Here is a 22,413-nt window from a genome sequence, read left to right as displayed (position 1 = left end):
TATACTATTTAAAATTAATAAATTCTTTTAGGTTAGTTTTAAATATTCATTTTAAAATAGTTTCGTTAAGAATATAAACATAATAAACATAAATACAACCCATTATGAATAGCTATGGTTAATTATAAATACAACTTCGTAATAAAAGTATTATCAATATTATTTTTTCTAAGTCTTATTTTTGAGATAATTTGCTTTTTATTTTTAATATCTTCTAATTATATTTTTATTTACTTCTATATTTAACAAAATAAACTCAAAATAAGAGGTGAATTTAATTATGTATAAAATATTAGAAATTGCTGATGTTGTTAGAGTTCCCCCAGAAGAGTTTGGAAATGATTTAAAAGAAACCATAAAGAAAATTCTTATAGAAAAATATGAAGGAAGATTAGATAAAGATGTAGGTTTTATTTTGTCAATAGTTGATGTAAAAGAGATAGGAGATGGAAAAGTAGTTCATGGTGATGGTTCAGCCTATCACCCAGTTGTATTTGAAACTCTTGTTTATGTTCCAGAAATGTATGAACTTATTGAAGGAGAAATAGTAGATGTCGTAGAATTTGGAAGCTTTGTAAGGTTAGGGCCTTTGGATGGATTAATACACATCTCGCAAATTATGGATGATTATGTATCATATGACCCTAAGAGAGAGGCGATTATTGGAAAAGAGACTGGAAAAGTTTTAGAAATTGGTGATTATGTTAGAGCAAGAATTGTCGCTATTAGTTTAAAAGCTGAAAGAAAGAGAGGAAGTAAAATAGCTTTAACGATGAGACAGCCATATCTTGGAAAATTAGAGTGGATTGAAGAAGAAAAAAAGAAAAATAAAAAAGAGGAAGAAGAATAACTAAAAAGGTGAGGTTATGAGAGCCTGCTTAAAATGTAAATATTTAACTAACGACGAAATATGCCCTATATGTCACTCTCCAACAAGCGAAAATTGGATTGGGTTATTGATTGTTTTAAATCCAGAAAAATCAGAAATTGCTAAGAAGGCAAATATTAAAATTAAAGGTAAATATGCATTAAGTGTAAAGGAGTAGATTAAGCATGTTAATACTCCCAGAAAATTTAAGAGAAAAATTAAAAAAACCCTTTGGAAAAGTATATAAAACATTACCAAATATAGATGGTGATATAGTAACTGTTGGAGATATAGTAACTAAAACAGTAATTGAAAACAACATAATTCCTAAATTATCCATTTTTGATTTAAAAACTCAAAGAACAATCCCTATAAAAATAAATCACAATTTTAAAAAAATTATTAAGATAAAAAATCCTCCTGGTTGTATATCTGATGAGGCAATAGAAAGTATTAAATACCTCTCTACCATAAATGATAAAGACATCGCTCTATTGGTAGATGGAGAAGAAGATTTGCTCGCTCTAATTGTTATCAAATACTTCCCAATTGGTACTTATGTTTTATATGGATTGCCAAATAAAGGAATGGTTGTTATAAAAATAAATGAAAAAATAAAAAAAGAAATTGAAAATTTATTAAAACAATTTATAAAAATATAAAAATTTAATATTAACAAAAACAAAAAGCTAATAAAAATTTAAAAAATTATAAAGAGGGATAAAGTATGGAGATAAAGATATTGTCAGAAAGGTATAACCCATTATTAAAGAGAAAAGAATACAGATTTATTGTAGATTATGAAGGAGCAACACCTACATTCAAAGATGTTAAATTAAAACTTGCGGCAATCTTAAACGCAAATAAGGATTTATTAATCGTTGAAAAAATTGTTGGAGAATCTGGAATGCAGAGAGTTAGAGGTTATGCTAAATTATATGACAATGAGGAAATGTTAAAGTTAATTGAAAGAGAACACATTTTAAGAAAGAATAAAATTGATGAAGAAGAGGAAACAACTGCTGAGGGGGGAGAATAAATGACAAAAGGTAAAAAAACAGCAAAATACAAATATTACAAAATTGAAGGAGATAAAGTTGTTAGATTAAAGAAGTTTTGCCCAAGATGTGGGCCGGGAGTTTTTATGGCTGAGCACTTAAACAGATACTCCTGTGGAAGATGTGGATATATGGAATGGAAACAGCCTCAAAAGAAAGAATAAAATTTAATTTAATGTTCTAATTCCTCTTTTAATTCCAATATATTCATAGCTCTCAATATGTCTGTTTTTGATATTATCCCTTTTAATTTGTTATTTTCATCTACAACAAAAACCCTATCAGCATAAACCATCTTTTTTAAAATGTCAGTTATATCAGTATTTTCATCAACTATTACTGGTTTTTCCATATAATCTCTTACAGTCCCTTCTTTACTGTGTATATTACTTATCCCTATACAACCAATTAATTTTCCATTTTCAACTACTGGATATCCAAAATATTTGTGTTTGAGCATAAAATTTAAAAATTCTTCAATGCTCATATTTGGATCTACGCATACTGGATTTGGGGTCATAATGTCTTTTGCCCTAATATTTTTAAAGATTGTTTCAACTTCCACCATTCTACTCTCTTGTTCAGCACCAAAATACACAAACAAACTCACTAAAATTAATATAATATTCATTGATAGTAGCCCAAAAATTAACATAGCCAAAGCTAAACTTTTTCCAATATTTGCCGCTATTTTTGTAGATTTTAAATAGCCATATTTTTTTGATAATATAGCCCTTAAAACTCTACCTCCATCCATAGGAAAGGCAGGAATTAAGTTAAAACTACCAAGCATTAAATTTAATAATCCAACTGTATATATTAAAGGATAACCACCTATATTTATATCAAAAAATTGAGATATAATTAACAAAGAGATTCCAATGATAAAGCTAACTATTGGTCCAGCCAATCCTATCTTTAGCTCTCCTTCTCTTGGAATTTTGTCCATCATCGCTACTCCGCCAATTGGTAGAAGTAAAATTTTCTCAATTTTAACCCCATACTTTTTAGCCACATAACTATGCCCTAATTCATGTAAAACGACAGAGACAAACAATAAAATGAATAAAATAGCCCAAAATATATTTTTATTAATCACAGATAGCCCAATTATAATTATCAAAAACAAGATAAATGTTATATGCAATTCTATTGGAATTCCCATAACTTTAAATAGTCTAATTGAATAGTTCATAACTTCCCCCTATTGCAATTTTTTAATTATTAAATCTTCAAATTCAATTATGTTATTACCTACTTAATATACTTACTAAAATTGGTGACATTATTATGATTCCAGACAGTGAATTTATAAGAAAAGATAAAGTTCCAATAACAAAAGAAGAAATTAGGGCTGTAAGCATTGGGAAATTAAATTTAAATAAAGATGATGTTGTTGTTGATATTGGCTGTGGAAGTGGAGGAATGACAGTTGAGATGGCTAAAAGATGTAAGTTTGTATATGCAATAGATTATGTAGATGATGCTATTGAATTAACTAAACAAAATTTAGCCAAATTTAATATTAAAAACTGTGAAGTTATAAAAGGTAGGGCAGAGGAAGTTTTGGAAAAATTAGAGTTTAACAAAGCTTTTATAGGAGGAACTAAAAATATTGAAAAGATAATTGAAATTTTAGATAAAAAAAATATTAATCATATTGTCGCCAATACAATTGTTTTAGAGAATGCAGTTAAAATAATGAACGAATTAGAAAATAAGGGCTATAATGTTGAAGCTGTTAATGTTTTCATTTCTTATAGCAAAAAAATTCCATCTGGACACATGTTTTTAGCAAAAAATCCAATAATCATAATAAAAGCTGTCAGGTAGATAAAGTATGGAGGAGAAAATAACTCTCTCAATACAAAATCCAGAAAGCGTTTTAATTTCCTATGTTGATATTTATTTAGGGGATAAAAATGTTTCATTGGAAGTTTTATCTAAAGATACTGCTAAAATAAATCTACCATTTGATAAAGATGAAGGAGAAGGAGAGATTATTGTTAAAATTAGATATAAAACTCTCCCTCATCCAAAAAATAATAAGGATAAAAAGGATATCAAAAAACAAAATTATAATATGATGCAAAATCTTAATAAAATTACTAAAAAAACTAATGATAGAAAAAATGATAACATCATAATAGCAGATTCTAAACCAATTTCATTAGAGGATCATAAAAAAGAAGAGAATAAGAGAAAATTAAGTGATATAATAATTGTCTAACCTATAGCTTTTTTCTAATTGACTCTAAAATCTTTATAAGTTCCTCAGCTACAGCATTTTTTAAATCCATTGGATGTAATTTTTTACTTATAAATAACTCTTCTAATTCTTCATAACTATTTACAGTTATATCTCCTCCAAATTTTTCTGGTCTCTTTATAGTTAAAGGATATTCAAGGAAATATTTGGCTATCTCCATTATTGGATTTTTTTCAACAACTCCAGCAGGACAGTATGCTTTTCTAATTTTTTCTCTAATCTCTTCTGGAGAATCATCAACAGCAATAAAGTTTCCTTTTGAAGAACTCATCTTACCTTCTCCATCTAATCCAGTTAAAACAGGATTATGAATACAAACTACTTTTTTAGGCAACAATTCTCTTGCTAACATATGGATTTTTCTCTGCTCCATTCCTCCTACTGCAACATCTACATCCAAGTAATAAATATCATTAACTTGCATTATTGGATAAATAACTTCAGCAACCTTTGGATTTTCATCTTCCCTCGCTATAAGTTCCATACTTCTTCTTGCTCTTTTTAAAGTTGTTTTTAGGGCTAATTTATATACATTTAGTGTATAATCTTTCTCTAATTGAAACTCACTACCATAAATATATTTAGCCTTTAAACCCATAGCCTCAAAAACTTTCTTGTTGTATTCTCCTATTTCTCTAATCTCATCTAACTCTCCTTTTTGATTTAGATAGGCATGCAAATCAGCCAATAATATTATAATATCAAATCCAGCATTTTGTAAGTCAATCATCTTTTTAATTTGTAAGTAATGTCCTAAATGTATTTTACCACTTGGTTCAAATCCAATGTATGCCTTCTTATATGTTTTATTTAAAACTTCTTTAAGTTCTTCTTCACTAACTATTTCAGAAGTGTTTTTCTTTATCATCTCGAATGTATCCATCATTACCACCAGAAAATATTCTAATGCAAAACTTTATTATATAGGCAGTTATATTTTATAAACACTTTATACTAATTAAATGTTATTCCATCGTTGGTGACAATATATGAGAAAAATAATTTCATTTAAGGTTAGTAGTGACCAAGAACTTTTAGATCTTTGTGAAAGATTATCAAGGCTAAAGGTTGATTGCACAATAGAATCAAAAGGAAATCATGTAAAGATCTTTGTATTCGGATTTGATAAAGATTCCTTAAATGAAAATTATAGGACTATAGTGAATTTAATAGAAAAAGTAAAGAGAATGTATAGAAAAGACAAAGAAGGCTTATATAAATATGTTTTATCAGAACTTAAATATCCAGTTAATAAAGATTTGATAATAGATACTCTTAAGACTTTAGGATATAGAGTTATATACTTAGAAGATGAAAATGCAATAAAAACAGACATTGACATTAATAAATTTAATGATATTCTAAAAAATCTCTTTGAACTTTATCAAGAGTTGAGATTTTCAAATCTTGGATCAAAACCTGTAAAAAATTTAGTAGTTTTAGTATCTTTTATAAAAAACAAACCTATTGAAGAGGTAATTAAAGAGGCCTTAGAAAAAGAATTCCTTAGAGAAGAGGAAGATGGTAGAATAGTATTAAACAAAGATATAAACTTAGCTAAAAAAGTTCTATTGGAGGGAGAATATGGAGATAAAGATATTGGAAAGGAAGAATAATTTAGTTGAAATTGAGTTAATAAATGAAGATCACTCTCTACCAAATTTATTGAAAGATATTCTATTAACAAAAGAAGGCGTAAAGATGGCTTCATACTCTATAGACCATCCATTGTTACATCCAGAAACTGGAAGATATATATCAAATCCAAAGATAACTGTAATAACTGAAGATGGTGTAGATCCAATAGAAGTTTTAAAAGAATGTTTGAGAGATATTATAAATATGTGCGATACTTTACTCAATGAATTAAAAGAAAAAATGAATAAACAATAATCTATTAAAATTTTCAATGTTTTCTTTTCAAATCCAGTATACCGAAAATTTTATATACTGTGTATAGTATTTTCTATATACAAATTTTTAATTTTTGTCTTAGAAATTTAGTGAATCTCTCTCTTTTAACTTAAATGTAAAGTAATTTCAACTGTAAAATATTTATATAAGATGTCATATAATATTGGTGATTTTCATCAAATTTAAATAATTAAACAAGAATTAAACAAGCTTAAACATCAATAAAGTTATAAGGAGGAGTGAAATATGGACAGAGAAGCGCTGTTGCAAGCGGTGAAGGAGGCTCGCGAACTCGCGAAGCCGAGAAACTTCACACAGTCCTTTGAATTTATAGGAATATTAAAAGAAATTGACATGAGGAAGCCAGAGAACAGAATAAAGGCTGAAGTGGTGCTTCCTCATGGAAGAGGTAAAGAGGCAAAGATAGCAGTTATAGGAACTGGTGATTTAATTAAACAGGCTGAAGAGTTAGGATTAACTGCTATTAGAAAAGAAGAAATTGAAGAGTTAGGTAAAGACAAAAGGAAGTTAAGAAAAATTGCTAAGGCACACGACTTCTTTATTGCTCAAGCCGATTTAATGCCTTTGATTGGTAGATATATGGGTATGATATTAGGTCCAAGAGGTAAAATGCCAAAACCAGTTCCTGCTAACGCAAACATAGCCCCATTAGTTGAAAGATTGAAAAAAACAGTTGTCATAAACACAAGAGATAAACCTTACTTCCAAGTATTAGTCGGTAATGAAAAAATGACTGATGAACAAATAGTTGATAATATAGAGGCAGTTCTAAACGTTATAGCTAAGAAATATGAAAAAGGTTTATATCACTTAAAAGATGCTTATGTTAAATTAACCATGGGTCCAGCTGTAAAAGTTAAAAAAGAGAAAGCTAAGAAAAGATAAAAACTCTAAATAATAAAAGTGAAGGGGATAAAAATGGAAACAAAAGTGAAAGCACACGTAGCCCCGTGGAAAATAGAGGAAGTTAAAACACTAAAGGGGCTAATTAAAAGTAAGCCAGTAGTTGCTATAGTAGATATGATGGATGTCCCTGCCCCTCAATTACAAGAAATTAGAGACAAAATTAGAGATAAAGTCAAATTGAGAATGTCAAGAAACACCTTAATCATAAGAGCCTTAAAAGAAGCATCTGAAGAATTGAATAATCCAAAGTTAGCTGAATTGGCAAACTATGTAGAGAGAGGGGCGGCAATATTAGTTACAGATATGAATCCATTTAAACTTTATAAGATGTTGGAAGAGAACAAAAGTCCTGCTCCTGTAAAAGGAGGGCAAATTGCCCCATGTGACATTAAAGTTGAGAAAGGTTCTACTGGAATGCCTCCAGGACCATTCTTAGGAGAACTCAAAAGTGTAGGTATTCCAGCGGCTATTGAAAAAGGTAAAATTGTAATTAAAGAGGACAAAGTAGTTGTTAAAAAGGGAGAAGTAGTTTCACCAAAATTAGCAGCAGTATTGGACAGATTAGGAATAAAACCAATAAAAGTTGGTTTAAACATTTTGGCAGTTTATGAAGATGGAATTATATATACTCCAGATGTATTAAAAGTAGATGAAGAAAAATTATTGGCAGATATTCAAACTGCCTACCAAAATGCATTTAACTTAGCATTTAATATAGCATATCCTACAAAAGAAGTGTTACCATACTTGATACAGAAAGCATTTATTAATGCTAAGGCATTGGCAATTGAAACAGCATTTATAACAAAAGAAACTGCTGGAGATATATTGGCAAAGGCTCAAGCACAAGCATTGGCATTGGCATCCAAACTACCTGAAGATGCTTTAGATGAAGACATTAAAGCTAAACTGTCATCAGTAGAAGTTTCAGCTGCTCCAGTAGCTGAAGAGGAAAAAGAAGAGGAGAAAAAAGAGGAAGAGAAGAAAGAAGAGGATACAGGAGCCGCAGGATTGGCTTTATTATTCTAACCGAAAAATATAAATAATTAATAATAAATAGTGAATTGCAAATTAATTATAATATTTGTAGTAGAGATAAAACACAATACTAATTAAACAAATATAAAAACAAAATCTAATATAAACAAATTGAATGAAAATGGAGGTGTAAAATATGGAATATATTTATGCGGCATTACTATTGCACAGTGCAGGAAAAGAGATAACAGAAGACGCTATTAAGGCAGTTTTAACTGCTGCAGGCGTAGAAGTTGATGAAGCAAGAGTTAAGGCATTAGTTGCTGGATTAGAAGGAGTTGATATTGAAGAGGCTATAGCAAACGCTGCTATGCCAGTTGCAGCTGCTCCTGCACCTGCAACAACTGCAGCTGCTGAGGAGAAAAAAGAAGAAGAGAAAAAAGAAGAAAAGAAAGAAGAAGACACTGGAGCAGCTGTTGCTGGATTAGCCGCTTTATTCGGATAAATTCCTTAAACTATCTTTATTTTTTATTTTTTTAACAATATATTTATTAATTTAAATATATAAATATTATGTTTGTATTTTTAAATAATCTATATATATGTGGATATTTACTATAATATTTAAGCTATCTACTAAAAAGGTGAAAAAATATGGAGCCTGATATAAAGATAGTAAATGTTGTAGTTTCAACAAAAATTGGAGATAATATTGATTTAGAAGAAGTAGCAATGATTTTAGATAATGCTGAATATGAGCCAGAACAATTTCCTGGGTTGGTTTGTAGATTGTCAGTTCCAAAGGTAGCGTTGTTAATATTCAGAAGTGGAAAAATAAACTGTACAGGGGCTAAGAGCAAAGAAGAGGCAGAGATTGCAATTAAAAAAATTATAAAGGAATTAAAAGATGCTGGATTCGATGTCATTGAAAATCCTGAAATCAAAGTTCAAAATATGGTTGCTACTGCAGACTTGGGAATTGAGCCAAACTTAGATGAAATCGCCTTAATGGTCGAAGGTACTGAGTATGAGCCTGAACAGTTTCCTGGATTAGTTTATAGGTTAGACGACCCAAAAGTTGTTGTCTTAATTTTTGGTAGCGGTAAGGTTGTTATTACTGGATTAAAGAGTGAGGAAGATGCTAAAAGAGCTCTAAATAAAATCTTAGAGACAATAAAAGAAGTTCAAGAACTTTAAATTTTAGTGATGAAAATGATTGGGATAATTGACTACAATGCAGGGAACTTGAGAAGTATTCAGAAGGCAGTTGAACTTTATGACAAGGCTATAATAACAAAAGATAGTGAAGAGTTATTAGCGTGTGATAAAGTAATCTTACCAGGAGTTGGGAATTTTGGCAGTGCTATGAAAAATCTATCAAAGATAAAAGAAACATTATATAAAATATTTGATGATAATATTCCTTTCTTAGGAATATGTTTGGGTATGCAGGTGTTATTTGAGGAAAGTGAAGAGAAGAAAGGAGTTAATGGCTTAGGAGTAATAAAAGGTAATGTAATTAAATTTAGAAATGTTGAAAAACTACCTCACATGGGTTGGAATAATGTAAAAATAGTTAAAGACAATCCATTATTTGAAGGTATAAAGGATAATAGTTACTTTTATTTTGTTCATTCCTACTATGTAAATCCTTTAAATAAAGAGTATATTATAGGCAAAACTGAATATGGAATAGAATTTCCAAGTGCTATAAACAAAGACAATATTTATGCAACACAGTTCCATCCAGAAAAAAGTGGTAAGGTTGGATTAAAAATTATAGAGAACTTTGTTGAACTATTATAAAACTCTTTTATTAATTTCTTAAAGTTTCGTTTAAAAAATCGTTTAAGAATAATAATCCACCACCATAATTTACTGCCTTGGGATGAATTGATAAAAAATAAGGCTTGTTTTCAATTTTACTTAATTTGTAATCAATTAATGCAATTATTTCAGCATCTTTTACAAATATTTTTGGAAGATACCAAGTATATTCTCTATTTATAATGCTAATTACATAAATTTTTCCATTATTCTTTGTAATAATTTTGTTATTTAGAATTATTGATATATTCCTCTCTAAGAATAATTTTTCTGCATCTTTTGATATTCTATATCTTGGCGGAATAAAATACTTAATTTTTTTAGGGTTAAAGCCACATTCTTTTAATATTTTAAAGGATTTATTTAGTTTTTCCTCTGCAACTGTTTTATTACAGTTAAATTCATCTCCTATATGATTGTAGGCATGATATTCAATGTGATAGCCCTCTTTTTCTAATTGATGCAGATATTTAACAAATTCAGGATAGTTTTTTAAATTATGCTCATTTGCATGATTGACAATCAAAAAAAGATAAGTTCTATTTTGATAGTGATATTTATTTATTATTTTTACAATTTTTTTTAAATCTTTAAAATAAACTGGACTAACATCGTGAATTAATATTATTGGCTTATTTTGTTTACTTAGAGTATAATTATAATTTGTATTAGTTGGAAAAGATGGCAATAAAACTATAAACAGGATTATAATTAATTGAAATAAAATTCTCATATTTTCCCAATTTTATTAAAAATAAAAATTTTTTATTCTTTTTTCTTTTTAAATCTTGGCATACATAAAATTTCTCTCGCCTCAATATTAAAGAATGTGTTCATATTTGCAGGTTTTATAACCATTGCGGTATCTGCTCCTCTACCAGTCCCTCCTATAGCGATAACCTCTTCTTTAGCTTTTATTAATCCAGCATCACAAGCCATAATAGTAATTTCATAACAAACTTTAACACCTTGTCCAAAAGTTCTTAATGTCTCGGCAATAACTTGAACAGGACCATAGCCACCTAATTTATTTGATATTCCTCTCTCAACTCCACTCAATGCATGAGTTCCTCTAAATACCTTAGCTCCTCTCTTTTTTAATTCCTCCTCAACTTCTTCACTCATTGAAATTATATCTTCCCCATAAAATCCTTGGTGATATGTTACAACAACCACATTTAAATTTAAATTTTCTTTCTTTAGCAAATCAAGTAATTTTTTAGCAGTTTCTCCAGTAGATGATGCTATTACAATACTTTTTATATCTCCTTTTTTAGCTCTTTCAACTGCTATTTTTAAAGTTTCATCTGTATTCTCTTTTCCAGGATATTCAAAAAGTCTCATATTATCTACCTTTTCTCTTTTTTAAAACTTCATCAACAATTTCTTTAAATACCTCATCACTTATAAATATTCCCTCTTCTCTCTTTTCTTTAACTTTTTTAACTATTTCACATAGCATATCTTTATCATATTCTATACCCATAAGTTTCAATTTATATGCCACTGCCCTACAACCAGAATGCTTACCTAATACAATATTTCTCTTAATTCCAATTTTTTCTGGAAGAAATGGCTCGTAAGTTAATGGATTCTCTATGACGGCATCTACGTGAATCCCACTTTCGTGAGAAAATACAAGTTCTCCAACTATTGGCTTATTCTTTGGTAACTTTATTCCAGAGTATTCTTCAACCATCTTACATAATTCTGGCAGAACTTCCAAATTCAACCTTAAATCAACATCATATAATACAGTTAAAGCCATTACTAACTCTTCTAATGCGGCATTTCCTGCCCTCTCTCCAATCCCATTAACTGTTGTTGAAACTGCCTTAGCTCCTCCAATTAAACCATATATAGAATTTATAACTGCAAATCCAAAGTCATTATGGCAATGAACTCCAATATGAGCCTTTTTTAAATTTTCTTTTAACTTTTTACATATGAACTCCATACTTTGGGGAGTAGCACACCCTGCAGTGTCTGCAATATGAACTCTATCCGCCCCAGATTCTTCAGCAGCTCTATGAACTTTAATTAAATCTTCTATAGGAGTTCTTGTAGCATCTTCTGCTGAAAAAGCAACAAATAATCCATGTTCTTTTGCATACTCAACTGCTTCAACTCCCATCTTTAAAATGTCGTCTAAACTTTTACCATTGAATTTATATTTTAAGTGCAATGGAGAAGTGGCTATAAAGGTTATTATTCCATCAACATCACAGTCAATTGCCTTATCTATATCTTTTTTTAATGTTCTACATAATGCTAAAATATCTGCATTCAATCCTTCATTTGCAATTGCTTTAACAATTTCCGCCTCTCTTTCAGAGACAATTGGAAATCCTGCTTCAATTTGGTTTATTCCAAGTTCATCTAATTTTCTGGCTATATTCAGTTTCTGCTCCTTAGTAAAACAAACCCCAGGGGTTTGCTCTCCATCCCTAAGAGTTGTGTCATATATGTAAATATCCTTCAAATCTAACTTTGGATTGTAAGGACAAACAGCCTTCCAATTATTTTCAAATAAAAAGTCCATATATCCCACCATACTATTAAGTTTTTCTATTTCACTTCTATATTTGCTCCTATACTTTTCATCACCTCAACGAAGTTTGGGAATGATATTTTTACAGATTCCTCATTGTCAATTATTGTCACTCCCTCTGCCTTTAAACCAGCAACTGTAAATGCCATAACCAACCTATGGTCATTGTATGTATTTAATTTACATCCTTTTAATTTTTTTACTCCTCTTATTATTAATCCATCTGGTTTTTCTTTAATATCTGCTCCCATCTTTCTCAATTCTACGGCACATGCTCTTAATCTATCACATTCTTTCAATCTTACATGTTCTCCATTGAATATTTCTGTTTTCCCTTCTGCAAAGCATCCAAGAACTGCTATGGTAGGAACTAAATCAGGAATGTCTTTAACATCTATATCAATACCTTCTAAGTTATACTTTCCATTAATAATAACCTTATCTTTTTTGACTTTAATATCTGCCCCCATTTCTTTGACAATTTTAACTATTGCCTTATCTCCCTGTTTTGAATCAGAAAATAAATTTTCTATTGTTAAATCTGAATTTATTAAGACACCTGCGGCAATTAAATAAGAGGCAGAGGAATAATCTCCCTCAACTATGTAATTTATAGGTTTATATTTTTGATTTCCATAAACTAAAAAGCCATTTTCTGTTTTATCAATTTTTATTCCAAATTTATTTAATATGTCTATTGTTACATCAATATAGGGCTTTGATTTTAATGGAGAAGTTAAAATTATTTCAGTGTCTTCATTATTAAATGGAAGTAGCATCATTAATGAAGTTATAAACTGAGAACTTACATCACCTCTAATCTTTACAACATTTCCTGAAATTTTAGAACTTTTAACTATTACAGGGGCAGTTCCGTCCATTTTTGATGAAAATGCCTCTATATTGAGTTGTTTTAATGCATCTAACAATGGTTGCATTGGTCTTCTCCTAATTGAATCATCTCCAGTCAAAATTGCATATCCTTTTGGTATTTGTGAAGATATAGAGGTTAAAATCCTTAATGTAGTTCCACTATTTCCAACATCTATTACATTATCTGGTGTCTTTAACTTTCCGCCTTCAACAATCCACTCATCTTTTTCTTTATCTAATATTATATTGGCTCCAAGCATTTTACAACCGTGAACTGATGATAAGCAATCTTCCCCCCAGAGAGGATTTTTTATTATACTTTTACCCTCTGCTAAAGAAGCTCCAATAACTGCTCTATGTGTATATGACTTTGAGGGAGGAGATTTAATAGTTCCTTCCAATCTCTCAGTTTTTTTTACTATTAACAAAATATCACCATATAACGATTTATTAATTAGTTTTTTTATAATTAATATTAACTTTAACTATTTAATATTTAATTTAATATTTAATTTGGTTTTTCAAAGCTTTACAGAAATAACTTAAATAATTAAAAAATGATTAGATAAAAATAGAAAGTTAAATGTCTTAACAACTATATTGGCAATAAGTTAAATTTATATACTATTTGTGAATAAATATCTAAAAATATCTAATTAATAATACAAAATACAGCAAAAGGTGATTTTATGGAGAACAATAAAGTAACTGTAAGTGTTATAAAGGCAGATGTTGGAGGGTTGTGTGGACATACTTTAGCACCAGATGAGTTATTAGAAACTTGTGAAGGTGTTTTAGAAGAGGCTGTTGATGAGATAATCTTAGATTATTATGTTACAAGATGTGGAGATGACATTGATTTAATTATGACTCACAGATTAGGTTGTGACAATGAAAAAGTTCATGGATTGGCTTGGAAGGCATTTGAAGAAGCTACAAAAGTTGCTAAGGAGTTAAAACTTTATGGTGCTGGACAAGATTTATTATCTGACAGTTTTTCAGGGAATGTTAGAGGTATGGGTCCAGGATGTGCTGAAATGGAATTTGTTGAAAGAAAGAGCGAGCCAATAGTAGTTTTCTGTTGTGATAAAACAGATCCAACAGCATTTAACTATCCATTATTTAAAATGTTTGCTGATCCATTCAATACCGCTGGTTTAGTTTTCGATCCTTCAATGATCTCTGGATTCAGATTTGAGGTTCATGATGTTGTAGGACATAAAAAAGTGTTCTTAGAAACCCCAGAAGAAATGTATATGCTCTTAGCTTTAATTGGGGACTATGAAAAATATGCTATTAAGAGAATTTATAGAAGAAAAGATAATGAAATTGCAGCAGTTGTTAGTACTGAAAAGTTAAATTATATAGCAGGAGAGTATGTTGGTAAAGACGATCCAGTAGCAATTGTTAGAGCTCAAAGTGGATTTCCAGCAGTAGGGGAGGTTTTAGAACCATTTGCCAATCCACACTTTGTTCCAGGATGGATGAGAGGTAGCCATTGGGGTCCATTAATGCCAGTTGGAGAAGAAGATGCCACTCCAACAAGATTTGACGGACCTGCAAGAATTATTGCATTAGGGTTCCAAATATGCGATGGAATGTTAATTGGACCAAATGATTTATTCGCAGATAAAGGATTTGATAAGGCAAGAGAAAAAGCCTTAGAAATGGCAGATATAATAAGAAGAATGGGTCCATTCCAACCACATAGATTACCAGCAACTATGATGGAATACACAACAGTTCCAAAAGTTTTAGAGGCATTAAAAGATAGATTTGTACCATTAGAAGGTTTAGAGTTAATTGAAGAAGGAGGAGTTAAAAGAGAAGATAGAAGAGATGTAGAATAAATTTAAATTATCTCTTCCTTATATACAATTCCTTCATGTCCAGTAATTACATTCTTTTTTAAACTTCTAATATATTTTAAAGTTTTTAGGGCTAATTTTTCATCTACATTTAACCTTGGTGGAATTAATTTTATCACATTATTTTTTAAAGGAGAGGCATCTCCAACAACGATATAATCTTTATAAATAACTGAAATACTACCATAAGTGTGCCCTGGAGTTTCAACTATCTCAATCTCTTTATCTTTAAATTTTTTAAAATCTTCAAAATATTCATTAAATCCAAATTCTTTTGGAGAGGCATAAAATGTGGCATTTTTAAATATTGAATTGTTCTCAATGTGGTCGTAATGTAAATGAGTATTTATAGTAATCTCAATATCTTTTGGAGATAAATTTAATTTTTCCAATTCTTTAATAATTAGTTCTCTCTTATCCTTTGTTGAAGTATCTACAATTATATTGTGGTTTTTTGTTTGGATTAAAGTTACTGATGAAGATGCTTTTTTTATTATTCCATTTTCTCTTATAAGTTCTCCATCATATAGGAGTTTTATCATGTTCTTTCCCCATTTTATGAATTTAAAAGAAAAATTTATTATAAAAAATAAAATTTAACCTTTATACTTAAAATAATACTTAAAAATATTAGTAGATGACATAGAAAGAAGATAAAAAAGTAAATCTTTATTATTATATTTAATATTTTACAATTCTGTCCAGCCTAATGATTTTTTAAGTACTTCAACATTAATTTTTCCAGATTTGTATACCTTACCGTTTGTTATATCATTAATTATTACAACTGCTGGAGCAAACATACCTTTATCTATTTTATAAAAGTCATAATCAGCTGATTTAAAAACTTCCATAAATGGTTTTCCATAATCTTTTGATGTGCATGAAGGTAATGCCTTACAAAGAGATTCAATATCATCATTTTCATCACTTTTAATGTAATAATAGGTTATTCCTCCATATAACACCATATCGTTTGTAGCACCCATCATAGCAAAATCATCTCCAATTATTGGGGCAATTGGAGCTAAACCAGCGGCATATTTAACCTTTGTAACATCAAACTCTAAACACTCTAACATTTTATATGTTCCATTCTCTACAACTCTACCACTGATTTGTATAGAACCTACCAATGAAGATGTAGGAGCCACTAATAAATAAACATTTTCTGGCTCAACATTACATTCTTTTGCTACATAGTCAGCAACTTCTTCATTAGGTAATTTTGATGCCTCTAAACATAAAACAGCAACATCTGCATCATCTTCATATCCAATTTCTTCGTAAGTTTTCTTAGGTTTTTTAGCCAATGCTCTTGCTGGTCCTGAACCCATTGCAAAGTATTTGCCAACTTTTACTGCCCAACCTGCCTTTTGAGAACCTAATGTAGCAATGGCTGGATGAGATGTTTTTACTTTAACAAATGGAAGGTTTATATCTTCAAAACCTGATGGAGATAAGGATATACCAACATGAGCTAAACCTCCTAAGCAAACCTTTGTAAATAACTTTCCTGCTTCCCAACTTCCAGGAACATTAACTCCACAATCTAAAACAGTTGCTCCATTTTCTAATTTTATAACTTCTATATTTAACTCCTCTTTTTTTGAAATCATATTATTTACGATTTCCAAGGCTTTTTTATTTACACTTAACATATATACCACCAACAAAACCTATAACTTTTTATATAGAATAGAATTTATTAAGGAGACATAATCTATTATTAAAGTCAATATTGTTTTTATAATTTATGATTTAGTTTTGAATAGGACTTTAATATAAATAATAATTACTCAAATGTGATAATATGGATATGAAAGAATGGGAAAAATTTTATAATAAAATTATTGAAGATTTTGGATTTGATAAAAATAAAGATATCAAAAGTGCAATAATATTAAACAATATCTTAGAGAATGCTGATAAAATTCCTATAAAAAACCTTAAAAATATCATTGAAGGGAAAGAAGTTTTTATATTTGGTGCAGGTCCTTCATTAAAAAAACATATAAAAATTATAAAAAATTTAAATAAAGATATTCCAATAATTGTTGCTGATGGGGCATCAAAGGCTTTTTTAGAAGAGGGAATTATTCCAGATATTATCGTTTCAGATTTAGACGGGGATTTAAATGCTATATTTGAATGTAATAAAAGAGGATCTATAATAGTGGTTCATGCACATGGAGATAATATTGATAAAATTAAAAAGTATGTTCCAAAGTTAAAAAATGTTGTAGGTAGTTGCCAAATTCCAAATTATATGGAGTTAAATCTAAAAAATTTAGTTAATTTTGGAGGATTTACAGATGGAGATAGATGTTGCTTTTTAGCATATCACTTTAAAGCTAAGAAGTTAATATTAGGAGGAATGGATTTTGGAATTTATATAACAAAGTATTCAAGACCCAATATAAAGAGTGAGATAGAAATTGGTGATGAAATAAAAATAAAAAAATTAAAATATGCTGAAAAATTAATAAATTACTTAAAAAATAGGATAGACATTGAATTTTTAAAATGAATAAACATATTTAAATTTATAGGTGAATATAGTTATATATTGCAAAATTTCTATTTCGATAAATTATATATAGCCCCATAGTAAAAGTAAGTAAAATTAATTATAGAGTCTATTCTAAGGATTGTAAGAAATTTTATATTATCTAAATTTCTTTTTCCTAATAATAATATAGGATAAAATTAAAATTTAAATTTTTGTGATAACTATGATAACCGTAATAGGATATGGAACTTTTGGTAAAAAAGTTGTAAATTTAATAAAAAATAAAGAACCTATAACCATAATCGACATAAAAATTGATGATATAGATGATTTATTAAAAGAAGGTATAAAGGCAATTGTTGGAGATGCTACTGATGAAAATGTATTAAAAAAAGCAGAAATAGATAAAGCAGATATTGTATTAATATTAACAAACAATCCAGATATTAATAGAAAAATAGCAGAAAAAGTTTGTGAATTAAGTCCTAAATCTTATAAAATTGCTCGTGCTATACCTGGCTATCATGAACTTTATATGGGTTTAAATATAGATAAGGTTATAAACATCTTAGAAAGTGGTGCTAAAGACATTGCAAAAGAGGTTGAGGGTGCAAAATTAAAAAGAAAATTAATGAGGTTGAAATATTTACTATTAGAAGGTAAGAAAAAATGTATTAATGAAAAAGAAAATGAAGAAGAAAGTAAAAGACCATTATTAATATTAACCCATACAAATCCAGATCCAGATGCAATTGCCAGTGCAATGGCTTTAAAAACAATATCTGAAAAATGGGGAGTTGAGGCAGAAATAGCATATGGAGGAAGTATTGGATATGATGAAAATAAGGCAATGATAAATTTGTTAGGTATTAATCTTTTAAATATTGAGAATGTTAATTTAAACGATTACTGCATAATTGCTGTTGTAGACACATCTACATCAAAACAGTTACCAATATTGCCTCCTAAAATAGATATAATTATAGATCATCATAATAATTCTGATTTAACTGCTGAATATGTTGATATAAGGCCAAAGGTAGGTGCGACATCTACTATTTTAACTCAATATCTTATGGAGTTAAATATTGAACCTTCAAGAAACTTAGCAACCGCTTTATTTTATGGAATACAGTCAGATACTGACTATTTTAAAAGAGAGACATCAAAATTAGATTTTGAAGCTGCTGCTTATTTACAAGGTTATATAGATGCTACATTACTAAATATGATTGAAAATCCAGAAATATCAACTGAAGTTATGGAAGTATTAGCCAGAGCTATAATGAACAGAAAAGTAGTTAAAGGTAACATAGCCTTAGCCTATGTAGGAGAGATTAGTAATAGAGATGCCCTACCAAAAGCCGCTGATTTCTTACTAAAAATGGAAGGAATATCTACAACATTCGTCTTTGGTATAGTTGGTGATGAAATACACATATCTGCAAGAACTAAGGATTTGAGGTTAAACTTAGGAGAAATATTAAATAAGGCATTTGGTGGGGGAGGGCATCAAACAGCTGCAGCAGCTAAAATTCCTTTAGGTATATTTAAAGCAGTATCTGACAAAGAGGCTCTAAGAAAGTTAGTTGAAGAAGCTATTAGAACTAAGATATTAGAGGTTATTGGAATTAAAGAAGAGGAAAAATAAAATTAATAAATGGTGAGATTATGAAATGGAAAAGAACACACTATTCAGCAGATATTAAGCCAGAAATGGATGGAGAAGAAGTAATTGTAATGGGCTGGGTGCATTCAATTAGAGCGTTAGGTAAAATTATATTTGTTATTTTGAGAGATAGAGAAGGATTTTTACAAATAGTAGCACCAAAACAAAAGATTGGAGAGGAGTTATTTAAAAGAATAAAAAAACTTGGAGCTGAGGATGTTATTGCAATTAAAGGAAAGGTTATTGCAAATGAAAAAGCACCAAATGGATTTGAAATATTACCATTAGATTTAGAAGTTTTAAATACCGCTCAAAGACCTCTTCCTTTAGATCCTTCTGAAAAAGTTCCAGCAGAGTTAGATACAAGGTTAGAAAACAGATTTTTAGATTTGAGAAGACCTAAAATCCAAGCAATATTTAAAATAAGAAATGAAATGTTAAAATCCGTTAGAAAAACGCTATATAATGAAGGATTTATTGAAGTAAATACTCCAAAGTTAGTTGCATCATGCACTGAGGGAGGAACTGAACTATTCCCAATATCTTACTTTGAGAGAGAGGCTTTTTTAGGGCAGAGTCCTCAACTCTATAAACAGATGTTAATGGCTACAGGTTTGGATAGAGTGTTTGAAATAGCCCCTATATTTAGAGCTGAGGAACATAACACAAGAAGGCATTTAAATGAAGCTACATCTATAGATATTGAAATGGCATTTGCTGATGATAATGATGCTATGGAAATGTTAGAGAAGGTTGTATATAATGCATTTGTAGATGTTTATGAAAATAGAAGCAAGGAGATTGAGACATTAGGAATTAAATTTGAAATACCTCCAAAAAAATTTGATAGAATTACATATGATGAAGCTATTGATATTGCGAACTCTAAGGGCGTTGAAATTGTTTGGGGGCAAGATTTAAGTAGAGAGGCAGAGAAAGCTATTGGAGAGGAGATGGGAGGATTATACTTTATAACTGACTGGCCATCTGAGACAAGACCATTCTATACTATGCCAAAAGAAGATAATCCAGAAGTTTGTAAGGCATTTGATTTAATGTATAAAGATTTAGAAATCTCTTCTGGAGCTCAAAGAATTCATCAATATGATTTATTAGTAGAAAATATTAAGAAAAAAGGACTAAATCCAGATGGATTTACTTATTACTTAGAGGCATTTAAGTATGGAATGCCTCCACACGCTGGATGGGGTTTAGGAGCAGATAGATTCACTATGGTTTTAACACAGCAAGAAAACATTAGAGAGTGTGTCCTATTCCCAAGAGATAGACAGAGATTAACTCCATAATTTTATTTAGTAATTTTATTTAGGTTATGATATTTATTTTAACAATTCATTTTATTATTTTTTAGCCCCGGTGGGGTAGCGGATATCCTTTGACACTGCGGATGTCAAGACCCGGGTTCGAATCCCGGCCGGGGCGTATTTTTTATTCCATAGGGGGAAACCCCCTATTGATATACACCGCATAGAGGGAGACCCTCTATTGCTATACTCCCTAACACCTCTGCCAAAGGCAGAGGTGTAAATTTTGGGTATCCCAATAGGGCGAAGCCCTATGGTTCGGGATACCCCACATCCATTAAGTTGCCCCTTTCAGGGGCAATTAATGTCATTATGAGGCATTGCTTCCTTTAGGAAGCAATGCATCCGTTTTGATGAAACTTTTTCTAAATGGTCCGTTTGATTCCCGGCTGGGGCGTATTTTTTTATTCTTTATTATTAATTATAAAAGTAAAATTCTTAATTTAGTAAATTAATTTATATATTGAAATCAAAAAGTTTTTATAATATTTATTTTTTTATTTTGTTATTGACGTATGTAGAAATATTAGGTGGGGAATATGCAAATTAATGACGATAAAGAATTATATGTTCCTGAAAGTTTAATTGATAAGTTAATAGAAAAAGACCTCCCAAAAATGAAAGATAAAATGATCTCTGAATTTAATGAACTTTTAAAAATAAAGGATAAAATAAGAGATTGTTTAGAATCAAAGAATAAAATTAAACCTGTTTTTCCAGATACTACATCGATTCCTACATCTTGTGGAGTAGATGGAGCATATACATTGAGGCAATTGTTAGGTTGGGATTTAGTTCAAGTATCTTCAATTATTGTTGAGGGAGTTACCCCACCAAAAGAAGAGAATAAATGGAAAGAACCAAAATTTTTTTACTATTCTTCTTTTGTAGATAGAAAAGAAAGGAATAGTAGTGTTTTGAGAGGAATTATGGTAAAATTAGAGTTACATCTAATAAATAACGCTCCACACATGTTAAAATTTATTGATGGCTCTATCAAAACTCCATATATTCATCTTCACCAAGCATATAAGAGCAAACAATCTGGAGTTAGTGAAGAATTATGGGATGTTTTTATTAATAAAAAAAATGAGGTTATTGAAGGTTATAGTGAAAATGATGATGTCTTAGAATTTCCAACATTAAATGATGCATTAAATGATTATTTAGAAATATTAAGTAATAAGAGATCAGATATGTACTATGTAGCAGTCCCAAAAGCAATAACTACATCATATGTTAAAGAAGAAATTGAAGATGAAATGGAATTAGAATTAAAAATTGATGATAGGGGCTTATTAAATTTGATATTAAAACCTGGAGAGTTGTTAGGACCTTTTAATATATTACTTGAAGAAGAGTTTCATTTTAAAATCAACGAAGAAGATAAGGAATTAATAAACGAAGAAATTATTGATGATATAACTGATGAATTAAAAAATTGGCAAGTATTTTATTATGCACTTCCTGATGAAAGTGGATGTAAGAATAGAGGAGTAATAAGGTTTGAAATTAATAGTTATATATCCAAAAATGATAAGATATTAAAAAACGTGATTACAGGAATTATTCATAATACAAAGTTTTATCCCAACATTATGGAGCCCTATCCGTTGTATATTGCAGATAAAATGGTAAAAAGCACTACATACACGCTAAATATCTCTCAAGAAAATTTATCATACGAAGCAATAAAAAATTTCATTGATAAAGGTATCGATCCCTATCACATCTTAATGTTATTTAACAGTTATAGAACTGCGGAGGGGTAAAT

The 22,413-nt window shown here is 29.5% G+C and carries 27 protein-coding genes and 1 tRNA gene; 20 read left to right on the top strand and 8 right to left on the bottom strand.

Features of this window, described 5'->3' with window-relative positions:
* Positions 1-280: 280 nt before the first annotated feature.
* From rpoE to KMP69_RS00635, 5 genes are all read left to right on the top strand, one after another.
* Complete coding sequence (gene rpoE / locus KMP69_RS00655; protein ID WP_214400062.1) at positions 281-850, top strand: DNA-directed RNA polymerase; 570 nt, start codon at positions 281-283, stop codon at positions 848-850.
* 16 nt (positions 851-866) lie between these two features.
* A complete protein-coding gene (spt4, locus tag KMP69_RS00650; protein ID WP_214400061.1) occupies positions 867-1,046 on the top strand; it encodes a transcription elongation factor subunit Spt4 in 180 nt (59 codons plus the stop codon).
* A 7-nt stretch (positions 1,047-1,053) separates the two neighbouring features.
* Positions 1,054-1,530 carry a GTP-dependent dephospho-CoA kinase family protein gene (locus KMP69_RS00645; protein ID WP_214400060.1) on the top strand — a complete coding sequence of 159 codons (477 nt, stop codon included), beginning with the start codon at positions 1,054-1,056 and terminating at the stop codon, positions 1,528-1,530.
* A gap of 65 nt (positions 1,531-1,595) precedes the next feature.
* Complete coding sequence (locus tag KMP69_RS00640; RefSeq protein WP_214400059.1) at positions 1,596-1,907, top strand: 30S ribosomal protein S24e; 312 nt, start codon at positions 1,596-1,598, stop codon at positions 1,905-1,907.
* Positions 1,908-2,090 carry a 30S ribosomal protein S27ae gene (locus KMP69_RS00635; RefSeq protein ID WP_214400058.1) on the top strand — a complete coding sequence of 61 codons (183 nt, stop codon included), beginning with the start codon at positions 1,908-1,910 and terminating at the stop codon, positions 2,088-2,090.
* Positions 2,091-2,098: 8 nt separating this feature from the next.
* On the opposite strand, the gene KMP69_RS00630 is transcribed toward KMP69_RS00635, so the two are convergent.
* The gene (locus KMP69_RS00630) at positions 2,099-3,121 is read right to left on the bottom strand and encodes a site-2 protease family protein (protein ID WP_214400057.1); all 1,023 of its coding nucleotides are present in this window, start codon (positions 3,119-3,121) and stop codon (positions 2,099-2,101) included.
* Positions 3,122-3,216: 95 nt separating this feature from the next.
* On the opposite strand from KMP69_RS00630, the gene cbiT reads away from it, so the two are divergent.
* Together cbiT and KMP69_RS00620 are read left to right on the top strand one after the other, a co-directional pair.
* Positions 3,217-3,759, top strand: coding sequence for a precorrin-6Y C5,15-methyltransferase (decarboxylating) subunit CbiT (gene cbiT / locus KMP69_RS00625; protein WP_214400056.1), 543 nt, complete (start codon positions 3,217-3,219; stop codon positions 3,757-3,759).
* Between the two features lie 7 nt (positions 3,760-3,766).
* Entirely contained in the window at positions 3,767-4,156 is a 390-nt protein-coding gene (locus tag KMP69_RS00620) for a hypothetical protein (protein ID WP_214400055.1), read from the top strand.
* Position 4,157: 1 nt separating this feature from the next.
* On the opposite strand, the gene KMP69_RS00615 is transcribed toward KMP69_RS00620, so the two are convergent.
* The gene (locus tag KMP69_RS00615; protein WP_214400054.1) at positions 4,158-5,078 is read right to left on the bottom strand and encodes a tyrosine--tRNA ligase; all 921 of its coding nucleotides are present in this window, start codon (positions 5,076-5,078) and stop codon (positions 4,158-4,160) included.
* A 106-nt stretch (positions 5,079-5,184) separates the two neighbouring features.
* On the opposite strand from KMP69_RS00615, the gene KMP69_RS00610 reads away from it, so the two are divergent.
* From KMP69_RS00610 to hisH, 7 genes are all read left to right on the top strand, one after another.
* Positions 5,185-5,811 (top strand): DUF2067 family protein, encoded by a 627-nt coding sequence (locus KMP69_RS00610; protein ID WP_214400053.1) that lies wholly within the window; start codon positions 5,185-5,187, stop codon positions 5,809-5,811.
* Positions 5,780-6,088: a DNA-directed RNA polymerase subunit L gene (locus KMP69_RS00605; RefSeq protein WP_214400052.1), complete on the top strand. Its 309-nt coding sequence runs from the start codon at positions 5,780-5,782 to the stop codon at positions 6,086-6,088. The genes KMP69_RS00610 and KMP69_RS00605 overlap by 32 nt, the downstream gene beginning before the upstream one ends.
* A 267-nt stretch (positions 6,089-6,355) precedes the next feature.
* The gene (locus KMP69_RS00600; protein WP_214400051.1) at positions 6,356-7,015 is read left to right on the top strand and encodes a 50S ribosomal protein L1; all 660 of its coding nucleotides are present in this window, start codon (positions 6,356-6,358) and stop codon (positions 7,013-7,015) included.
* 33 nt (positions 7,016-7,048) lie between these two features.
* Positions 7,049-8,065, top strand: coding sequence for a 50S ribosomal protein L10 (locus KMP69_RS00595; RefSeq protein WP_214400050.1), 1,017 nt, complete (start codon positions 7,049-7,051; stop codon positions 8,063-8,065).
* Between the two features lie 145 nt (positions 8,066-8,210).
* On the top strand, positions 8,211-8,519 hold the full coding sequence (gene rpl12p / locus KMP69_RS00590; RefSeq protein ID WP_214400049.1) for a 50S ribosomal protein P1: 309 nt from the start codon (positions 8,211-8,213) through the stop codon (positions 8,517-8,519).
* Positions 8,520-8,668: 149 nt separating this feature from the next.
* A complete protein-coding gene (locus KMP69_RS00585; RefSeq protein WP_214400048.1) occupies positions 8,669-9,211 on the top strand; it encodes a TATA-box-binding protein in 543 nt (180 codons plus the stop codon).
* 15 nt (positions 9,212-9,226) lie between these two features.
* Complete coding sequence (gene hisH / locus KMP69_RS00580; protein ID WP_214400047.1) at positions 9,227-9,820, top strand: imidazole glycerol phosphate synthase subunit HisH; 594 nt, start codon at positions 9,227-9,229, stop codon at positions 9,818-9,820.
* Positions 9,821-9,830: 10 nt separating this feature from the next.
* Here the strand turns inward: hisH and KMP69_RS00575 are convergent, their stop codons facing one another.
* Genes KMP69_RS00575 through aroA form a run of 4 tightly spaced genes read right to left on the bottom strand, consistent with a single transcriptional unit; the run spans position 9,831 to position 13,693 of the window.
* Positions 9,831-10,574: a DUF2334 domain-containing protein gene (locus KMP69_RS00575; protein WP_214400046.1), complete on the bottom strand. Its 744-nt coding sequence runs from the start codon at positions 10,572-10,574 to the stop codon at positions 9,831-9,833.
* Between the two features lie 32 nt (positions 10,575-10,606).
* Positions 10,607-11,185, bottom strand: coding sequence for a pyruvate kinase alpha/beta domain-containing protein (locus KMP69_RS00570; RefSeq protein ID WP_214400045.1), 579 nt, complete (start codon positions 11,183-11,185; stop codon positions 10,607-10,609).
* Between the two features lies 1 nt (position 11,186).
* Positions 11,187-12,383 (bottom strand): homocitrate synthase family protein, encoded by a 1,197-nt coding sequence (locus tag KMP69_RS00565; protein ID WP_214400044.1) that lies wholly within the window; start codon positions 12,381-12,383, stop codon positions 11,187-11,189.
* A 26-nt stretch (positions 12,384-12,409) separates the two neighbouring features.
* On the bottom strand, positions 12,410-13,693 hold the full coding sequence (gene aroA / locus KMP69_RS00560; protein WP_214400043.1) for a 3-phosphoshikimate 1-carboxyvinyltransferase: 1,284 nt from the start codon (positions 13,691-13,693) through the stop codon (positions 12,410-12,412).
* A 261-nt stretch (positions 13,694-13,954) separates the two neighbouring features.
* Here aroA and fbp point away from each other — a divergent pair, with 261 nt between their 5' ends.
* Positions 13,955-15,115: a fructose-1,6-bisphosphate aldolase/phosphatase gene (fbp, locus tag KMP69_RS00555; protein WP_214400042.1), complete on the top strand. Its 1,161-nt coding sequence runs from the start codon at positions 13,955-13,957 to the stop codon at positions 15,113-15,115.
* Positions 15,116-15,117: 2 nt separating this feature from the next.
* On the opposite strand, the gene KMP69_RS00550 is transcribed toward fbp, so the two are convergent.
* On the bottom strand, positions 15,118-15,675 hold the full coding sequence (locus KMP69_RS00550; protein WP_214400041.1) for an MBL fold metallo-hydrolase: 558 nt from the start codon (positions 15,673-15,675) through the stop codon (positions 15,118-15,120).
* 147 nt (positions 15,676-15,822) lie between these two features.
* Entirely contained in the window at positions 15,823-16,794 is a 972-nt protein-coding gene (gene mch, locus KMP69_RS00545) for a methenyltetrahydromethanopterin cyclohydrolase (protein WP_214400040.1), read from the bottom strand.
* A 152-nt stretch (positions 16,795-16,946) separates the two neighbouring features.
* On the opposite strand from mch, the gene KMP69_RS00540 reads away from it, so the two are divergent.
* The 5 genes from KMP69_RS00540 (at position 16,947) to KMP69_RS00520 (ending at position 22,411) form a co-directional block, all read left to right on the top strand.
* Complete coding sequence (locus tag KMP69_RS00540) at positions 16,947-17,663, top strand: 6-hydroxymethylpterin diphosphokinase MptE-like protein (protein ID WP_214400039.1); 717 nt, start codon at positions 16,947-16,949, stop codon at positions 17,661-17,663.
* Between the two features lie 205 nt (positions 17,664-17,868).
* Positions 17,869-19,296: a DHH family phosphoesterase gene (locus tag KMP69_RS00535; protein ID WP_214400038.1), complete on the top strand. Its 1,428-nt coding sequence runs from the start codon at positions 17,869-17,871 to the stop codon at positions 19,294-19,296.
* Positions 19,297-19,316: 20 nt separating this feature from the next.
* Positions 19,317-20,621, top strand: coding sequence for an aspartate--tRNA(Asn) ligase (gene aspS, locus KMP69_RS00530; RefSeq protein ID WP_214400037.1), 1,305 nt, complete (start codon positions 19,317-19,319; stop codon positions 20,619-20,621).
* A gap of 64 nt (positions 20,622-20,685) precedes the next feature.
* Positions 20,686-20,757: transfer RNA gene (locus KMP69_RS00525), tRNA-Arg, on the top strand.
* A gap of 421 nt (positions 20,758-21,178) precedes the next feature.
* The gene (locus KMP69_RS00520) at positions 21,179-22,411 is read left to right on the top strand and encodes a DNA double-strand break repair nuclease NurA (RefSeq protein ID WP_214400036.1); all 1,233 of its coding nucleotides are present in this window, start codon (positions 21,179-21,181) and stop codon (positions 22,409-22,411) included.
* Positions 22,412-22,413: the final 2 nt, after the last annotated feature.

It is taken from the genome of Methanocaldococcus lauensis (assembly GCF_902827225.1).
Lineage (GTDB): Archaea > AGJL01 > Methanococci > Methanococcales > Methanocaldococcaceae > Methanocaldococcus > Methanocaldococcus lauensis.
Note: the sequence above shows the minus strand (reverse complement) of the source record. Positions and strands in the feature narration are given on the sequence as shown.

What these genes read in the sequence shown, in the direction of transcription:
- KMP69_RS00550 (WP_214400041.1), bottom strand. Translation starts at nt 15,675, where the DNA reads ATGATAAAACTCCTATATGATGGAGAACTTATAAGAGAAAATGGAATA.
- KMP69_RS00605 (WP_214400052.1), top strand. Translation starts at nt 5,780, where the DNA reads ATGGAGATAAAGATATTGGAAAGGAAGAATAATTTAGTTGAAATTGAG.
- KMP69_RS00620 (WP_214400055.1), top strand. Translation starts at nt 3,767, where the DNA reads ATGGAGGAGAAAATAACTCTCTCAATACAAAATCCAGAAAGCGTTTTA.
- KMP69_RS00595 (WP_214400050.1), top strand. Translation starts at nt 7,049, where the DNA reads ATGGAAACAAAAGTGAAAGCACACGTAGCCCCGTGGAAAATAGAGGAA.
- KMP69_RS00645 (WP_214400060.1), top strand. Translation starts at nt 1,054, where the DNA reads ATGTTAATACTCCCAGAAAATTTAAGAGAAAAATTAAAAAAACCCTTT.
- KMP69_RS00600 (WP_214400051.1), top strand. Translation starts at nt 6,356, where the DNA reads ATGGACAGAGAAGCGCTGTTGCAAGCGGTGAAGGAGGCTCGCGAACTC.
- aspS (WP_214400037.1), top strand. Translation starts at nt 19,317, where the DNA reads ATGAAATGGAAAAGAACACACTATTCAGCAGATATTAAGCCAGAAATG.
- KMP69_RS00575 (WP_214400046.1), bottom strand. Translation starts at nt 10,574, where the DNA reads ATGAGAATTTTATTTCAATTAATTATAATCCTGTTTATAGTTTTATTG.
- cbiT (WP_214400056.1), top strand. Translation starts at nt 3,217, where the DNA reads ATGATTCCAGACAGTGAATTTATAAGAAAAGATAAAGTTCCAATAACA.
- KMP69_RS00630 (WP_214400057.1), bottom strand. Translation starts at nt 3,121, where the DNA reads ATGAACTATTCAATTAGACTATTTAAAGTTATGGGAATTCCAATAGAA.
- spt4 (WP_214400061.1), top strand. Translation starts at nt 867, where the DNA reads ATGAGAGCCTGCTTAAAATGTAAATATTTAACTAACGACGAAATATGC.
- KMP69_RS00570 (WP_214400045.1), bottom strand. Translation starts at nt 11,185, where the DNA reads ATGAGACTTTTTGAATATCCTGGAAAAGAGAATACAGATGAAACTTTA.
- fbp (WP_214400042.1), top strand. Translation starts at nt 13,955, where the DNA reads ATGGAGAACAATAAAGTAACTGTAAGTGTTATAAAGGCAGATGTTGGA.
- KMP69_RS00535 (WP_214400038.1), top strand. Translation starts at nt 17,869, where the DNA reads ATGATAACCGTAATAGGATATGGAACTTTTGGTAAAAAAGTTGTAAAT.
- KMP69_RS00615 (WP_214400054.1), bottom strand. Translation starts at nt 5,078, where the DNA reads ATGGATACATTCGAGATGATAAAGAAAAACACTTCTGAAATAGTTAGT.
- mch (WP_214400040.1), bottom strand. Translation starts at nt 16,794, where the DNA reads ATGTTAAGTGTAAATAAAAAAGCCTTGGAAATCGTAAATAATATGATT.
- KMP69_RS00540 (WP_214400039.1), top strand. Translation starts at nt 16,947, where the DNA reads ATGGATATGAAAGAATGGGAAAAATTTTATAATAAAATTATTGAAGAT.
- KMP69_RS00585 (WP_214400048.1), top strand. Translation starts at nt 8,669, where the DNA reads ATGGAGCCTGATATAAAGATAGTAAATGTTGTAGTTTCAACAAAAATT.
- KMP69_RS00565 (WP_214400044.1), bottom strand. Translation starts at nt 12,383, where the DNA reads ATGGACTTTTTATTTGAAAATAATTGGAAGGCTGTTTGTCCTTACAAT.
- rpoE (WP_214400062.1), top strand. Translation starts at nt 281, where the DNA reads ATGTATAAAATATTAGAAATTGCTGATGTTGTTAGAGTTCCCCCAGAA.
- KMP69_RS00520 (WP_214400036.1), top strand. Translation starts at nt 21,179, where the DNA reads ATGCAAATTAATGACGATAAAGAATTATATGTTCCTGAAAGTTTAATT.
- KMP69_RS00640 (WP_214400059.1), top strand. Translation starts at nt 1,596, where the DNA reads ATGGAGATAAAGATATTGTCAGAAAGGTATAACCCATTATTAAAGAGA.
- rpl12p (WP_214400049.1), top strand. Translation starts at nt 8,211, where the DNA reads ATGGAATATATTTATGCGGCATTACTATTGCACAGTGCAGGAAAAGAG.
- KMP69_RS00610 (WP_214400053.1), top strand. Translation starts at nt 5,185, where the DNA reads ATGAGAAAAATAATTTCATTTAAGGTTAGTAGTGACCAAGAACTTTTA.
- KMP69_RS00635 (WP_214400058.1), top strand. Translation starts at nt 1,908, where the DNA reads ATGACAAAAGGTAAAAAAACAGCAAAATACAAATATTACAAAATTGAA.
- hisH (WP_214400047.1), top strand. Translation starts at nt 9,227, where the DNA reads ATGATTGGGATAATTGACTACAATGCAGGGAACTTGAGAAGTATTCAG.